The sequence below is a fragment of the Mycobacterium sp. NGS56 genome, assembly GCF_059812425.1.
Genome location: NZ_JCALCQ010000001.1, coordinates 646,091 through 660,999 on the forward strand (window position 1 = coordinate 646,091; position 14,909 = coordinate 660,999).

Sequence of the window (14,909 nt, forward strand, 5' to 3'; positions counted from 1 at the left end):
GCTCGCCGCGGTCGTCGCTGCGAGGCGGGCAGCACGCTTAGTCCTCGGAATCTCGCTCGGTCTGGTCCGGCTCCGGTTCGGCGGGCGGCCGCTCGTCGCCTTCGACAGGCCCGTCGGGTTCGGCGGAGTCGTCCCGCGCATCGGGCTCGGCGGAGTGTTGCGGCGCGTCGGGTTCAGCGGAGTCCAACCGCGCGTCGCGTTCGGCGGAGTCGGCCGAAAGATCGCTCGAATCGGCCGGCGCCTCGGCGGCCGCGTCGACCGGGATCGCGCCCTCCCCCGCCACGTCCGCGGGCGGCCGGTCATCGAAAACTCCCGTGAAGTCCGCGGGCTCCTCCCCCGCGGCGGTCGCGGCCTTGAGCCGTCGGGGCCGACGCCTGACCCCACCGCTCGTCACCACGGTGACCCCGCCGACGACCGCAAACCAGAAGAAGACACCGATGAGTAACGCGCCCTGGTCCACGCCGACGTGGCCGAAGTTGCCCAGCTGGCCGCTGCCGGCGTACGCGAGCAAGGACAGCACTAGTGCCCCGGTGACCGCGGCGACCAGCAGCTTGGCCGCGGCCGTCAGCGGCGGTAGCGCGCGTCGGGCGCATTGCTGGCCGACCGCCACGCCGGACGACGCGCCGATGATCAGCAGCGCCACCCAGACCGGGCCCAGCGGAGGCCTCGGGACGGCGGCCAGCACCGGCAGGGCCGGGATATCACCACCGAACACGGTGAACGAACTGAATGTCGCAAACCCGATGTGCGCGCTTGAGCCGACGGCCATCGCCGCGGTGCCCACAATCACGTTGGGCGCGTAGAGGATTGACAGCAGGGTCAGGCTGAATTCCCCGAAGATCGAATCGGTGATGCCGTAGAGCTCCTGCATGGTCGACCAGTGCACGACCAATGACCCCGCCGTCACCAGTCCGGACAGCCCCAGCAAGGCGAGCAGGCCGGCGGAGGCGGCGCGCAGGGAATCGCTTAGCCAAAACGGCAGCGACGACGCCGCCAACGCCCGCGGCCCCACCCGGGACCACACACCGATCCCGGCGCCGACGGCATGAACCACGAGCACGCTGAGGAACGCGCGCAGCGCGCTGGGTGTTTGCAGCTCGGTGATCACCGACGACGCGTCGTGGATGACCGCCAGCGCGATCGCCGTCATGAACAGCGGGCCGCCCAGCGCCGAGGCGATGACCCAGCGCACGACCAGCCATGACGAATAGGGCGTGGTGGCTCGTGCCGTATTGCGCGCGGTCGCCCAGATCATCAAGAGGACCGGCAGCAACGGCATCACACCGAGTTCGCGGCCACCGATCGACACAGGTACCTGGTGCACCCCCAGCCACATGCTGGCGATCGCGCCCAGCGCACCGGTCATGTCGCTGTTGGCGATCAACAGCTGGACCAGCGTGACCGCGGCGATGATGACCAGCGCAACCACCGCAGGGGCGAACGCGACCCTGGCGAGGTCACGCGCCTGGCGAGCGCCTGCTGCCCGGTTGTCCTCCACTCGTGTCACTCTGGGGCACGTCCGCGACTAGGCGCGAGAGCGCAGGTTAGGAGGGCGCTGGCCCAGACGGTGACGACGGCGACTGTTGCTGGCCGAACTGCTGCCCCCCACCCTGCTCGGAGAAGTTCGTCGTCTCCGAACCGGTGTCGGACCCCCCGCCGCTCGGCGGCGGGCTGAAGCTGGGGAAGCCGGTGGGCGGTGTCGACGAGCCATGCTGCTGTGAAGACGGCTGGGGACCGGACTGCGCGGCGGGCTGAGCACCGAAACCGCCGGTCGGAACGCCGCTCTGGGTGGGCGCCGCGCTCGGCGAATAGCCACCGTACTGCGACCCGTATCCCTGCGGCGATTGCTGCTGGCCCCCGTGCTGCTGGGCACCCGGCTGCTGACCGTAATAAGGCTGCTGACCGTACTGGCCGTATTGCCCGTACTGGCCGTACTGCGCATAGGGGTCGTACTTGGGGCGTGGGGCCGGTGCGGTGATCACGCCGGAATCCAGCAGGACCACCACGACCGCGGCGATCGCCTCGAGCACGACGGCCGCCACCAGCGGCCACATCGCCCAGCCGATCGCGAAACCGGAGGGCAGGTTGATCGTCTCGGTGATGGCCAGCAACGCAGCCAGAACCGCGATCACCGCAACGATCCCCGGGTAGTTCTTGGTCTTCGGCAGCAATCCGAGCCCGGCGAGCAGGGCGGCCAGCACGGCAACCACGACGGCGGTGCCCGCGTCACCGGCGCGCCCGCCGATGCCCGGGCCGAGGTCGGCGCCGATGGTGAAGGTGGGACCGAAGTTCAGCAGGTAAGCCGCAAGACCGAGGACCACCACCGCGATGTTCAGGTAAAACGGCAGTTTGCTCGTTCCGTCGTCGTCTTTGGCGAAGGACGGTGTGCCGCCCGCATAGGTGCCGCCGGTTTGCGCCGGTGGATAGCCCGGGCTTCCGGGAGAGTAGGTCATAGCTCCTCCTGTTGCTTCCAGTGCCTTGAACTGCCTAGCGGTCGTCACGGTGCGGTGCAACGCTGTGCCTACAGGCGCCTCGCTGCCTTAGCGACGCGGTCGATCACCCACGCTAGCGCACGTGCGACAACCCGTGCCGCTGCCACTGGCTTGGACGGCGGGACCCATAACGGCGGTGCCGCGCCCGCCTCGCAGGACGGACGGCTTGCTCCATAGAGGTAGAACACGTTCTAATTCTTTGCATGGATTACGGGCTTGTGCTTTTCACCAGTGATCGCGGTATCTCTCCGGCGAAGGCCGCGAAGCTCGCCGACGATTACGGCTTTCAGACCTTTTACGTGCCAGAACACACTCACATTCCGGTGAAGCGCGAGGCAGCTCACCCCACCACAGGGGACGAATCGCTGCCCGACGATCGCTACATGCGGACACTAGACCCATGGGTGAGCTTGGGCGCGGCGTGCGCGGTCACCTCACGGGTGCGGCTGTCCACGGCGGTGGCCCTCCCCGTCGAGCATGACCCGATCACCTTGGCGAAAAGTATTGCCACCCTTGACCACCTGTCCGGCGGACGGGTCAGCCTGGGCGTCGGGTTCGGCTGGAACACCGACGAACTCGCCGACCACAACGTGCCAGCGGGCCGGCGGCGCACCATGCTGCGTGAATACCTCGAAGCGATGCGGGCGCTGTGGACTGAAGAAGAAGCCGAGTATGACGGTGAATTCGTGAAGTTCGGCCCAAGCTGGGCCTGGCCCAAGCCGGTGCAATCGCACATCCCGGTGCTGGTGGGCGCCGCGGGCACGGAGAAGAACTTCAAGTGGATCGCCCGCAGCGCCGACGGCTGGATCACCACACCGCGCGATTTCGACATCGACGAGCCGGTGAAGCTGCTACAGGACACCTGGGCGGCAGGGGGGCGCGACGGCGCCCCTCAAATCGTGGCACTCGACTTCAAGCCGGTTCCCGAGAAGCTGGCCAAGTGGGCCGAGCTTGGGGTGACCGAGGTGCTGTTCGGTCTGCCGGACAAGTCCGAAAACGACGTCGCCGCCTACATCGAGCGGCTCGCCGGCAAGCTCTCGGCGACGGTTTAGGCCCACGCCGGCGCGAGGGGACTAGGCCAGCGACGCCCGGTTGCCGTTGTCGGTCGACCACACCCAGATCTGGGCGCCGAGCGGATCGCCGTCGCACATCAATGCGACGAGATCGTCATCATCGGTCGTGGCCATGAATCGCGTGTTGTCCGCGGCGAGCCGGCCGACGATGATGCCGGTGCGGACCGGCCAGTCGTAACGCACGGAGTACGTCTCGATGGTTGCCGCGCCATCGGGTGCTTTCGTGACGTCGACCTTCGGCAGCGAGTCGATCTCCGCCTTCAGCGCCGCACAGTCGTCGGCGCGCCAATTCACCGGTGTGGTCGAGTAGATACCGACCGAGTACTTGCTCATGATCCCGCCGTTGGCGCCGACGAGGCCGAATCGCCCTGGCCTGTCCCGCATTTGCGCGACGGTTTCGGCGATACCGTGCAGCGAGTAGCTGTTCCCGGGACCGCCGAAGTACGGCAATCCGCCGGTCAGGGTCAGGCCACGCGGGTCGTCACCGTCGATCCCCAGGGCTTCGCAGGCGACGAACACGGGGAACGGGAAGCAACTGTACAGATCAAACGTATCGATGTCGTCGACGCCGATTCCAGCTACGCGCAACGCTTCTCGAGCCGCATGGACCGCCGCCGGGCTGGCACCGAGATCGACGCGATCCAGCATCGCCTGCTCGATCATGTCCGAGTGGCCATGCACATAGACCCACTTGTCCTCCGGCACGCCAAGGCGGATCGCCGCCTCCACTGAGGTCAGCACCGCCGCCGCGCCCTGGTTGACCTGATCGCGGGCGACGAGCAGACGTGGATAGGGGTCACAGATCATCCGATTGTCGTCGGTGATCGTGATGATCTCATCGACCGACCGCTCGACCGGTGATGATGAAAGCGGATTCTTGGCAGCCACTTTGGACATCGGGGCGAACAGCTCTGCCATCTGGCACCGGTAATCGGCCACGCTGTACCCAAGGCGGGCGCGGCGGGCGTTCTCCAGGAGCCCGTACTGCACGGGCGCACTGGTCAAGCCGTGCTGGATCGTGTAATCGTCGATGTAGCTTGAAATCTGGTGGCCGCGATCCTCCAGCTGTCCCTCGACGTGTTCAGTGAAATCGGGCTTGTCGACCCGATCGGCGAAGTAGCGAGCCGTCGACCCCGGCTCCGAGCCCATGATCAGTACGACGTCGGCGGCGCCCGACACGATTGAGGTGCCCGCCTCGGTCACTAGCTTCTGCGGCCCCTGCCCACCGACCGGTTCGAGTACCACGCGGGCGGGATCGCCGCCGAGACGGTTCATCACCGAACGCGGGTAGTTGTTCGACTTGCCGAGCCTGGCCGGCATCGGTCCAGAGATCTCGAACTGCCGTAGACCGAAGACCGTGTCGACCGCCTTCACAACGGCCTTGGCACCGGTGTCGGCCAGAGCTGCCCGCGTGGCGGCCGTCGCGAGGTCGACCGCCGACATACCGCGATACTCGGGGTCGTCGATCCGTTCGGTGAACTGGCCGACACCGACGAGCACCGGAGTACGCGGATCGACCCGCATGACAAACCTCCTGGCAGCTGTTAGTTCGACAGGCTAACCGATGGCTGGAGCCAAAACGAAACCGCGGCCAGATCGCGGAGTCGGGCGAAAACGCGACCTGACCGCAGTCCGGTGAAGAACTACAGGCTCTGCAAAATCTCCCGGGCCAGCGCGGCGGTCTCCGACGGCGTCTTGCCGACCTTGACGCCGGCCGCCTCGAGGGCCTCCTTCTTGGCGGCCGCGGTGCCCGACGAGCCGGACACGATGGCACCCGCGTGGCCCATCGTCTTGCCCTCGGGCGCAGTGAATCCCGCGACGTAGCCGACGACAGGCTTGGATACGTTGGCCTTGATGTAGTCCGCCGCGCGCTCCTCGGCGTCGCCGCCGATCTCACCGATCATCACGATGACCTTGGTGTCGGGATCCTTCTCGAAGGCTTCGATGGCGTCGATGTGGGTGGTGCCGATCACCGGGTCACCTCCGATGCCGATCGAGGTGGAGAACCCGAAATCGCGCAGCTCGTACATCATCTGGTAGGTCAGCGTGCCGGACTTGGACACCAGGCCGACCGGGCCGGGACCGCTGATGTTCGCCGGGGTGATGCCGGCCAGGGCCTCACCGGGGGTGATGATTCCGGGACAATTCGGCCCGATGATGCGGGTCTTCTGGCCCTTGTCCACGTTGTATGCCCACGCAAAGGCGCTGTCCTGCACCGGAATTCCCTCGGTGATCACCACCAGCAGCGGGATCTCGGCGTCGATGGCCTCGATGATCGCGTCCTTGGCGAACCTCGGCGGTACAAAGACGACCGACGCGTTCGCGCCGGTCTCCTTCATCGCTTCGGCGACGGTGCCGAACACCGGAAGCTCGACGTCCTTGCCGACAGGGTCCACGTGCGACACCGTGGTGCCGGCCTTGCGCGCGTTCACGCCGCCGACCACCTGGGTGCCGGCCTTCAACATGAGCGCGGTGTGCTTGGTGCCCTCACCGCCGGTGATGCCCTGGACGATGACCTTGGAGTCCTTGTTCAAAAAGATCGACATGGCTTGACTCCCTTACTTGTTCGCCAGCTCGGCGGCTTTGTCAGCACCGGCGTCCATGGTCTCGGCCTGGATAACCAGCGGGTGGTTGGCTTGGGCCAGGATGCGGCGACCTTCGTCGACATTGTTGCCGTCGAGCCGGACCACGAGCGGCTTGTTGGCCTCGTCGCCGAGCATGTGCAGCGCGGTCACGATCCCGTTCGCGACCGCGTCGCACGAGGTGATACCCCCGAACACGTTCACGAACACGCTCTTGACCTGCTTGTCGTTCAAGATGACGTCTAGGCCCGCGGCCATCACCTCGGCCGACGCGCCACCGCCGATGTCGAGGAAGTTGGCCGGCTTGACCCCGTCGTGCTTCTCGCCCGCGTAGGCGACGACATCGAGCGTCGACATCACCAGGCCCGCACCGTTACCGATGATGCCGACCGAGCCGTCCAGCTTGACGTAGTTGAGGTCGTGCTCCTTGGCCTTGAGCTCGAGCGGGTCGGTGGCGTCGCGGTCCTCGAACTCGGCGTGACCGGGCTGACGGAAGTCCGCGTTGGCGTCCAAGGTGACCTTGCCGTCCAACGCCAGAATCCGGTCTTGCGGGTCGCGCACCAACGGGTTGACCTCAACCAGGGTGGCGTCCTCGGCGACAAAGAGCTCCCACAGCTTGTTGATGGTGACCGCCGCGGCGTCGAGCACCTCGGCGGGCAGGTGGCCCTGCTCGGCGATGGAACGCGCGGTAGCCAGGTCGACACCCTTGACGGCGTTCACCGGAACCTTGGCCAGCCGCTCCGGCTTGGTCGCGGCGACCTCCTCGATCTCCATGCCGCCCTCCACCGAGCACATGGCCAGGTAGGTGCGGTTGGCGCGGTCGAGCAGGAAGGAGATGTAGTACTCCTCGGCGATGTCGCTGGCCTCGGCGACCAGCAGCTTCTTTACGACGTGTCCCTTGATGTCCAGACCGAGGATGTTCTTGGCGTGCTCGTAGGCGTCTTCGGGTGTCGCTGCGTATTTGACACCGCCCGCCTTGCCACGGCCGCCGACCTTCACCTGCGCTTTGACCATCACCGGACGGCCGATTTCGGTCGCGATCTCGCGAGCGCCCTCGGCGGTGTCCGTCACGCGTCCCGGCGTAGTCGGTACGTTGTGCTTGGCGAACAACTCTTTTGCTTGATACTCGAAAAGGTCCATGGACTCTCTGTCTTCGCTCGACTCAACTACTAGGCCTCTTGGTGGGCGCTGCCGCACTCGACAACTCGCACGGACGAACTGTATCCACCCCTCAAACGGCTCCTACCGCCGCGTCCGCCCTTGTGGCACAGCTCACGAGCCATGGTTTGACCGTTCGCGTGATCCAAATCACAATTCCGCCCGGATTTTGCAACGAGGTTGCCAGCCCCGCGCGTTAGCGGATACCTTCCTAGGGTCCAGATAACGTTATGGTCACGATACGAGGACATTTCAGGTTGTCCCAGCACCGTTTTGCCCGGTCTTCTGCCGTAACTGAAGGCGTCGTGAGGGTGGGTCGCGCGGCGGGTGCCCGATGGGCCGACGCACCGCATCGCACCGAAGTCACTGAAATCCTTCCGCTCGATGGTTTTGATTTCGGCGACTTCGACCTCAGCGACGATGTCGGCGACCTCGACTTCAGCAGCGACTCACCGTTCGACAATGAAGCACAGGTGCTGCTGGCGCCCGAGCTCGACGACCTGAACGATGCCGACGACGTGCGTCCGGTCTGGCTGGCCGCACCCGTGACCGAGGTACTTCCGCGGGTGAGCGTCGAACCGCGCTCCGAGCGGCGTCGGGATCGCTCGCACGCCCCCGACGTCGTAGGCGTCACCCGCCGCGGCGGACAGCATCGCAAGGAACCGACCAGCGCGGCCCGGGGGCGGCTGCTGATCTCGGCGATGGCCGCGGGTGCGGCCGCCGCGGCCGCCCACACGGCCACCAGCCACGCCGAGACCCCCAAGACCGACGCCGTGCTGGCCGCCAACGCGTCGGCGCTCACCGGCGGGGCGGGCACCAACACCGTCCGCGGGCCGCAGGTGGTCGCGGCGGCGCCGGCGGCCACCGCCGCGCTGCACAATCAGGAGCTCGCCAAGGGAGTCGCCTTCGCCAACGACCGCGCTCAGCGCGAGGCGCGGTTGTCGCAGCCGCTTTATGTGATGCCGACCAAAGGCATCTTCACCTCTAACTTCGGCTACCGCTGGGGCGTGCTGCACGCCGGTATCGACCTGGCCAACTCGATCGGGACACCGATCTATGCGGTGTCCGACGGCGTGGTCATCGACGCCGGCCCGGCCAGCGGCTACGGAATGCTGGTCAAACTCCGTCACGCCGACGGCACGGTCACGCTCTACGGTCACATCAATACCGCGCTCGTCAGCGTCGGTGAGCGCGTGATGGCCGGCGATCAGATCGCCACGATGGGTAACCGGGGCAATTCGACCGGTCCACACCTGCATTTCGAGGTGCTGCAGGGCGGCAGCGAGCGGATCGACCCCGTGCCGTGGCTCGCTAAGCGCGGTCTTACAGTCGGCAACTACGCTGGTTGAGGTGACCGCGCCGAACGAAGAACCTTCCGGTCCGCATCCGTCCGAGCCCAGGCCCGAGCACGATCCGCCCTCCGACTCACGGACGCGGATCATCCGGCGCGCGCCGACCGGGCCCATCCCCACCACGCCGGACACTCCGACCACCCACTTCGCCCCGCAATCGCCCCCCTACCCGGCCGGTTCTCGCGCAGGTCGCACCGGCTACGCCGGAGTGCCGCCCCTCGAACCCACCGATCGCACCGCCGTGGCCGCGTGCGCGGTGAGCATCATCAGCGGCTGGGCCACGTCGGTGGTGGCCACGGATCTGATCGCCGGTTGGTGGCGAACCGACCGGTTGTTCTGCATCGCGGTGGCGTTCCTGGCCCTCGTGTTCGCGGCGACGACGGTGTCCGGCGTGATCATGCTGCTGCAACGCCGCTCGATCAGCCGCTACCTCCTGATGGCCGGTGCGCTGGTCGCCTTTCTCACCTACATCGGGGTGTTCATCGCCGGGGCCCGAGTCGCCTGGGTGGTGCACCTGCTGCCGATACTGCCGATCGCCACGGTGGTGCTGGTGCTGCTGCCGCAAACCAAACGCTGGCTCGACGCCTGAGTTTCGCCGAACGTGCACGCACGGCGAGGATTTCGTCGATTTTTCGCACTGAGTGCACGTTCGACGCACGCGTCGTGGTCGTCGGGCTAGAGCTTGCTGACCGGGGCGTGGTTGTGCATCAGCTTCACCCGGCCCGAGCTGCCGAAGTCGATCAGCGACATCGCGGATTCGCCGACGCCTGACACTTCCTCGACCCGGCCCAGCCCGTATTTGTCGTGCGTCACCCGGTCGCCCGGTGCGAGCACCAGTAGCGGGCGCTTGCTCATTCCCGAGCGGGTCGGCGCCGCCCGCGGCGTGCCGAACCGGCCGGCACCGCTCACCGGCGCGCTGAACGACGGGGCGGGCGCCGTGCGTCGCCATTCGATGAGTTCCTGCGGAATCTCTTGCAGAAAGCGCGACTCCGGGTTGAGCATGGGCTGTCCCCAGGAGGACCGGACGATGGCTCTGCTCAGGTAGAGCCGTTGCCGCGCCCGGGTGATCCCGACGTAGGCCAGCCGCCGCTCTTCGGACAGTTCGACCGGATCGTCCAACGACCGCATGTGGGGGAACATCCCGTCCTCCCAGCCGGTCACGAAGACCACCGGGAACTCCAGGCCCTTGGCGGTGTGCAGCGTCATCAGGGTGACCATGCCCGCGCCGTCCTCGGGGATCTCGTCGCTGTCGGAGACCAGCGAAACCCGCTCCAAAAACTCCGCCAGCACACCGGTATCCGGAACGTCTTCGTCCTCGGGGGTGTGCAAGGACTCGCCCAGTGCCGCGGCGTTGGCCCGATCGGTGCTGAATTCGTGTGCCACGCTGACGAGTTCGTTGAGGTTGTCCAAGCGCGCAAGTTCCTGGGGATCGGTCGAGGATTCGAGTTCTCGGCGGTATCCGGTGCGTTCGAGCACCGACTCGACCAGATCTCCGAGATCGTCGTCCAGGCGTCCGCGCAGATCGTCCAGCAGCTCGACGAAACCGGCGATCGCCTTCTCCGCTCGCGAATTCAGCATCGGCACTTTGCCCTCGGCCGCGGCCACGAGTGCATCGGCGAAACTGGCGCCGGTGTTCTCGGCATACACCGCCACGCAGGCCTCGGCACGATCACCGATGCCCCGGCGCGGTGTGTTGAGGATGCGCCGGATGCTAACCGTGTCCCCGGGGTTGTCCAGCACCCGCAGGTAGGCGACGATGTCGCGAATCTCCTTGCGCTCGTAGAAGCGCACTCCCCCAACGACTTTGTAGGGGATTCCGGCGCGGATGAACACCTCTTCGAACGACCGAGACGAGTTGTTGGTGCGGTAGAAGACGGCGACGTCGTTGTAGGTTATCGCGCCTTTCTCGGCGAGCGCGTCGATCTCCTCGGCGACGAACCGGGCCTCGTCGTGCTCGTTGTCGGCGACGTAGCCGACGATCAGCTCACCGGCGCCTTCGGCGGTCCACAGCCGCTTGTCGCGGCGTCCGGAGTTGCGGGCGATCACAGAGTTGGCCGCGGACAGAATGTTCTGCGTCGAGCGGTAATTCTGTTCCAGCAGAATGGTTGTGGCGTCCGGGTAATCGCGCTCGAAGTCCTCGATGTTGCGGATGGTGGCACCGCGGAACGCATAGATCGACTGGTCGGCATCGCCGACCACGCACAGCTCCGCCGGCGGCACCTCATCGGAGCCGGGCTCATTCGCCGGTCCCAGCTTCGCAGGACCGCCGCGGCCGACCAGTTCGCGTACCAGCACGTACTGCGCGTGATTGGTGTCCTGGTACTCGTCGACGAGGACATGCCGGAACCGCCGCCGGTAGTGCTGGGCGATCTGCGGGAAGGCCCGCAGCACTGCCACGGTTTCCCCGATCAGGTCGTCGAAGTCCAGGGCGTTGGCCGCCCGCAGCCGCCGCTGGTATTCGCCGTAGACGCTGGCCACCGTGCGGGACAACTCGTCGGAATCGTCGGTCAGGTTGCCCACCGCCTCGGCCGGGTCGATGAGTTCGTTCTTCAGGTTGGAGATGGCGTTGGCCAGCAGCCGGGGCGAGTACCGCTTGATGTCGAGCCCCATGTCGCGCCCGATCATCTGCAGCAGACGCCGTGAGTCGTCGGCGTCATAGATGGAGAAGTTGGAATTGAGGCCCTCGATGACGGACGCCTGGTTGCGCAGGATCCGTACGCAGGTCGAGTGGAAGGTGGACACCCACATGGCCCGCGCCCGGTTGCCCACCAGCCGCACCACCCGTTCGCGCATCTCGGCGGCTGCCTTGTTGGTGAAGGTGATGGCCAGCACCTGCCCGACCCCGACCCCGCGTTCTGCGATCAGATAGGCGATCCGGCGGGTCAACACCGCGGTCTTTCCCGAACCCGCGCCCGCGACGATCAGCAGCGGGGAACCTTCATGCACCACCGCTTGGCGCTGTTGCGGATTGAGGCCCTCGAGCAATTGGTCTGCTTCGGAGGCCGGCTTGGCATCTGTTGCGTGCACACTCATGTCAGTCCAAACTTACCGCCGCCCACTGACGCACGGCGCCCTGGCATCAGACCAGGCTAGTGGCCGCAGCCGCGGCCGCGGCATCACCCAGACTTCCGTCAATTCGGCGTGTCGACACGAGATGTCTCGACCCGTCCCGCAGCGCACTCGCACCCCGGTGCATAAATCCGTTTCTTTGTATGGCTACGGTTTTTAATGGCAAACTCGATTGGTGCTCAACGCGCAGTGCCGGCGACACTCCTCGACTCATGGAGTGGCGCCGGTAACTCCCCTACGGGTACCGGTTGGCGACGCCCGTGGGTCAACTGCTTCCGCAGAGCCCCGTGGTCCGCTTTCGGCATTCGGGGCTCTTCTTTTGTGAGGCCCGATACTGCATGAGACCAGAACCCCCACATCACGACGAAGACGCGGAGTCAGCAGAAATGAACATCGAGGTGGTAGAGACCGACGAGGTCACCGACATCGACGAGTTGCGCCGCGAGATCGACCGGCTCGACGCTGCGATCCTGGCCGCCGTGCAGCGGCGCACCGAGGTGTCACAGGCGATCGGCAAGGCCCGAATGGCATCCGGCGGCACGCGGCTTGTGCATAGCCGCGAAATGAAGGTGATCGAGCGCTACAGCGCCCTCGGCCCCGAAGGCAAGGACCTGGCGATGCTGCTGCTGCGTCTGGGCAGGGGACGGCTCGGTCACTGACCTCGACGATTTATCGGTCGGGCGCAGAGCTGGCTGCGACACCTGGCTCCGGCACGTCGCAGCCCATAGGGTCGAGGCATGACCTCCGTGCACATCCTCCCCGACATCACCGCCACCCCGGCGTGGGACGCCCTGCGTAGGCATCATGACCAAATCGGCGACACTCATCTGCGCCAGTTCTTCGACGACGATCCCGATCGCGGCCGGGAGCTGACCGTCTCGGTCGGCGACCTATACATCGATTACAGCAAGCACCGCATCACACGAGAAACGCTGCGGCTCTTGGTCGATCTCGCGCGCACGGCCAACCTCGAAGAGCGGCGCGACCAGATGTTCGCGGGGGTGCACATCAACACCTCGGAGGATCGCGCGGTCCTGCACACCGCGCTGCGACTGCCCCGGGACGCTGAGTTGGTCGTCGACGGCGAAAACGTCGTCCAAGCCGTGCACTCGGTGCTCGACGCCATGGGCGACTTCACCGACCGGTTGCGCAGCGGTGAATGGACGGGAGCCAGCGGGAAACGCATCAGCACGGTCGTCAACATCGGCATCGGTGGATCGGACCTCGGCCCGGTAATGGTCGACCAGGCGCTGCGCCACTATGCGGATGCGGGGATCTCGGCGCGGTTCGTCTCCAACGTGGACCCGGCCGACCTGATTGCCACGCTGGCCGATTTAGACCCCGCCACAACGCTATTCATCGTTGCGTCGAAGACATTCTCGACGCTGGAAACCCTGACCAATGCCACGGCCGCGCGCCGCTGGATCACCGATGCCCTCGGCGACGCCGCGGTGTCCCAGCACTTCGTCGCCGTGTCCACCAACAAACGCCTCGTCGACGACTTCGGCATCAACACCGAAAACATGTTCGGGTTCTGGGATTGGGTAGGAGGCCGCTACTCGGTTGACTCGGCGATCGGCCTGTCGGTGATGGCGGTCATCGGCCGACAAGCTTTCGCGGACTTCCTATCCGGATTCCACATCGTCGACCGGCACTTCAAAACCACGCCGTTGGAGTCCAACGCACCTGTGCTGCTTGGCCTTATCGGCCTGTGGTATTCCAACTTCATGGGGGCGCAATCGCGCGCCGTGCTCCCGTATTCCAATGACCTGGCGCGTTTCGCCGCATATCTGCAACAGCTGACCATGGAATCCAACGGCAAGTCGACCCGCGCCGACGGCAGCCCGGTCACCACGGACACCGGTGAAATCTTCTGGGGCGAACCGGGAACCAACGGGCAGCACGCGTTCTACCAGTTGCTGCATCAGGGCACCCGCTTGGTGCCCGCGGACTTCATTGGATTCAGCCAGCCCCTCGACGATCTGCCCACCGCCGAAGGCAGCGGCAGCATGCACGACCTGTTGATGAGCAACTTCTTCGCCCAGACCCAGGTCCTGGCCTTCGGCAAGACGGCCGAAGAGATTGCGGCCGAGGGCACCCCCGCGGACGTCGTGCCGCACAAGGTGATGCCCGGTAACCGGCCGTCGACATCGATTCTGGCCAACCGGCTCACCCCGTCGGCGTTGGGCCAGCTGATCGCGCTGTACGAACATCAGGTCTTCACGGAGGGCGTGATCTGGGGGATCGACTCGTTCGACCAATGGGGCGTGGAGCTGGGCAAGACCCAGGCCAAGGCCCTGCTTCCGGTGATCACCGCGGACGGCTCGCCGGCGCCGCAGTCGGACAGCTCCACCGACGCGCTGGTGCGTCGCTATCGCAGCGAACGTGGGCGAACCAGCTGAATCTCAGGCGAACATCTTGGTCAGCCGAGGCGGCAGCACCCGCATCAACTGCACCAGCGGCGCCCACGGCCACCACGGCACCGCCGCCCGGCCGGGCTCCCGTTCCATGGCGGCGACGAGGGCGTTGACGCCGGTTTCGTTGTCCACCATCAACATTGTGCTGTTTGACTTCGCCGTCATCTCCGACTCGATGTAGCCGGGCTCCAGCACCGAAACCTTGACGGGCCCTTTGGCGTATTCGGCGCGCAGCGATTCGCCCAGTGAGCTCACCCCGGCCTTGCTCGCCGCATAGGCCGCCTTGACTCCCGGCACGCCCTTGTTGCCGAGCACCGAGGAGATCAGCACCAGGTGGCCCGAACCGGTCTTGTTGAACATCTCCAGGGCGGTCTCGATCTGCACCAGAGCTGACACCAGGTTGGTCTCGAGGGTGGCCTTGTTGGCCCACAGCTTGCCGGACCCCAGTTTCGCACCCTTGCCGATGCCGGCGTTGACGACGATGCGGTCGATGCCGCCCAGTTCGTCGCTGAGTTCGGCGAATATCTTGGGGACCGCCTCGTGGTCGTTGACGTCCAGCGCGGCGACCGCGATCTTGATGCCCGGATATTTCTGCGAGAGCTCGGCTTTCAGCTCATCGAGCCGGTCGGTGCGCCGCGCGCACAGCGCGAGGTCGCGGCCCTTGGCGGCGAAGGCGCGCGCCATTCCGGCGCCCAGCCCGGAGCTGGCGCCGGTGATGAGGATCTTCTGGCGAGTCATCGGGGCAGCATATCGACAGGCGTCAAGT

12 protein-coding genes are annotated in these 14,909 nt (G+C 66.2%); 5 read left to right on the forward strand and 7 right to left on the reverse strand.

What is annotated here, in order from left to right; translation table 11 throughout:
* Positions 1–37: 37 nt before the first annotated feature.
* Together AC5Y4F_RS03005 and AC5Y4F_RS03010 are read right to left on the reverse strand one after the other, a co-directional pair.
* Complete coding sequence (locus tag AC5Y4F_RS03005) at positions 38–1,498, reverse strand: cell division protein PerM (protein WP_499995059.1); 1,461 nt, start codon at positions 1,496–1,498, stop codon at positions 38–40.
* Between the two features lie 46 nt (positions 1,499–1,544).
* Entirely contained in the window at positions 1,545–2,453 is a 909-nt protein-coding gene (locus AC5Y4F_RS03010; RefSeq protein ID WP_067930095.1) for a DUF5336 domain-containing protein, read from the reverse strand.
* 242 nt (positions 2,454–2,695) lie between these two features.
* Between AC5Y4F_RS03010 and AC5Y4F_RS03015 the strand changes: the two genes are divergently transcribed.
* Positions 2,696–3,544, forward strand: coding sequence for an LLM class F420-dependent oxidoreductase (locus AC5Y4F_RS03015; RefSeq protein ID WP_067930097.1), 849 nt, complete (start codon positions 2,696–2,698; stop codon positions 3,542–3,544).
* A gap of 21 nt (positions 3,545–3,565) precedes the next feature.
* Here the strand turns inward: AC5Y4F_RS03015 and AC5Y4F_RS03020 are convergent, their stop codons facing one another.
* From AC5Y4F_RS03020 to sucC, 3 genes are all read right to left on the reverse strand, one after another.
* Positions 3,566–5,089: an acetyl-CoA acetyltransferase gene (locus AC5Y4F_RS03020; RefSeq protein WP_067930098.1), complete on the reverse strand. Its 1,524-nt coding sequence runs from the start codon at positions 5,087–5,089 to the stop codon at positions 3,566–3,568.
* A gap of 119 nt (positions 5,090–5,208) precedes the next feature.
* A complete protein-coding gene (sucD, locus tag AC5Y4F_RS03025; RefSeq protein WP_067930099.1) occupies positions 5,209–6,111 on the reverse strand; it encodes a succinate--CoA ligase subunit alpha in 903 nt (300 codons plus the stop codon).
* Between the two features lie 12 nt (positions 6,112–6,123).
* A complete protein-coding gene (sucC, locus tag AC5Y4F_RS03030) occupies positions 6,124–7,287 on the reverse strand; it encodes an ADP-forming succinate--CoA ligase subunit beta (RefSeq protein WP_067930100.1) in 1,164 nt (387 codons plus the stop codon).
* Between the two features lie 329 nt (positions 7,288–7,616).
* Here sucC and AC5Y4F_RS03035 point away from each other — a divergent pair, with 329 nt between their 5' ends.
* Complete coding sequence (locus tag AC5Y4F_RS03035; RefSeq protein WP_499995060.1) at positions 7,617–8,654, forward strand: M23 family metallopeptidase; 1,038 nt, start codon at positions 7,617–7,619, stop codon at positions 8,652–8,654.
* Position 8,655: 1 nt separating this feature from the next.
* Positions 8,656–9,246 (forward strand): hypothetical protein, encoded by a 591-nt coding sequence (locus AC5Y4F_RS03040; RefSeq protein WP_067930101.1) that lies wholly within the window; start codon positions 8,656–8,658, stop codon positions 9,244–9,246.
* Between the two features lie 86 nt (positions 9,247–9,332).
* On the opposite strand, the gene pcrA is transcribed toward AC5Y4F_RS03040, so the two are convergent.
* Positions 9,333–11,690 carry a DNA helicase PcrA gene (gene pcrA / locus AC5Y4F_RS03045; RefSeq protein WP_499995062.1) on the reverse strand — a complete coding sequence of 786 codons (2,358 nt, stop codon included), beginning with the start codon at positions 11,688–11,690 and terminating at the stop codon, positions 9,333–9,335.
* Positions 11,691–12,064: 374 nt separating this feature from the next.
* Between pcrA and AC5Y4F_RS03050 the strand changes: the two genes are divergently transcribed.
* Together AC5Y4F_RS03050 and pgi are read left to right on the forward strand one after the other, a co-directional pair.
* Positions 12,065–12,385, forward strand: a complete 321-nt coding sequence (locus AC5Y4F_RS03050; RefSeq protein WP_067930104.1) for a chorismate mutase — start codon at positions 12,065–12,067, stop codon at positions 12,383–12,385.
* 78 nt (positions 12,386–12,463) lie between these two features.
* Positions 12,464–14,128, forward strand: coding sequence for a glucose-6-phosphate isomerase (gene pgi / locus AC5Y4F_RS03055; protein ID WP_499995063.1), 1,665 nt, complete (start codon positions 12,464–12,466; stop codon positions 14,126–14,128).
* A gap of 3 nt (positions 14,129–14,131) precedes the next feature.
* Here the strand turns inward: pgi and AC5Y4F_RS03060 are convergent, their stop codons facing one another.
* Positions 14,132–14,881 (reverse strand): SDR family oxidoreductase, encoded by a 750-nt coding sequence (locus tag AC5Y4F_RS03060; RefSeq protein WP_067930110.1) that lies wholly within the window; start codon positions 14,879–14,881, stop codon positions 14,132–14,134.
* Positions 14,882–14,909 lie beyond the last annotated feature (28 nt).

Excerpts from the sequence above, each read along its gene's own strand:
- sucD (WP_067930099.1), bottom strand. The coding sequence starts at position 6,111 with ATGTCGATCTTTTTGAACAAGGACTCCAAGGTCATCGTCCAGGGCATC.
- AC5Y4F_RS03010 (WP_067930095.1), bottom strand. The coding sequence starts at position 2,453 with ATGACCTACTCTCCCGGAAGCCCGGGCTATCCACCGGCGCAAACCGGC.
- AC5Y4F_RS03015 (WP_067930097.1), top strand. The coding sequence starts at position 2,696 with ATGGATTACGGGCTTGTGCTTTTCACCAGTGATCGCGGTATCTCTCCG.
- AC5Y4F_RS03060 (WP_067930110.1), bottom strand. The coding sequence starts at position 14,881 with ATGACTCGCCAGAAGATCCTCATCACCGGCGCCAGCTCCGGGCTGGGC.
- pcrA (WP_499995062.1), bottom strand. The coding sequence starts at position 11,690 with ATGAGTGTGCACGCAACAGATGCCAAGCCGGCCTCCGAAGCAGACCAA.
- AC5Y4F_RS03050 (WP_067930104.1), top strand. The coding sequence starts at position 12,065 with ATGAGACCAGAACCCCCACATCACGACGAAGACGCGGAGTCAGCAGAA.
- sucC (WP_067930100.1), bottom strand. The coding sequence starts at position 7,287 with ATGGACCTTTTCGAGTATCAAGCAAAAGAGTTGTTCGCCAAGCACAAC.
- AC5Y4F_RS03020 (WP_067930098.1), bottom strand. The coding sequence starts at position 5,089 with ATGCGGGTCGATCCGCGTACTCCGGTGCTCGTCGGTGTCGGCCAGTTC.
- pgi (WP_499995063.1), top strand. The coding sequence starts at position 12,464 with ATGACCTCCGTGCACATCCTCCCCGACATCACCGCCACCCCGGCGTGG.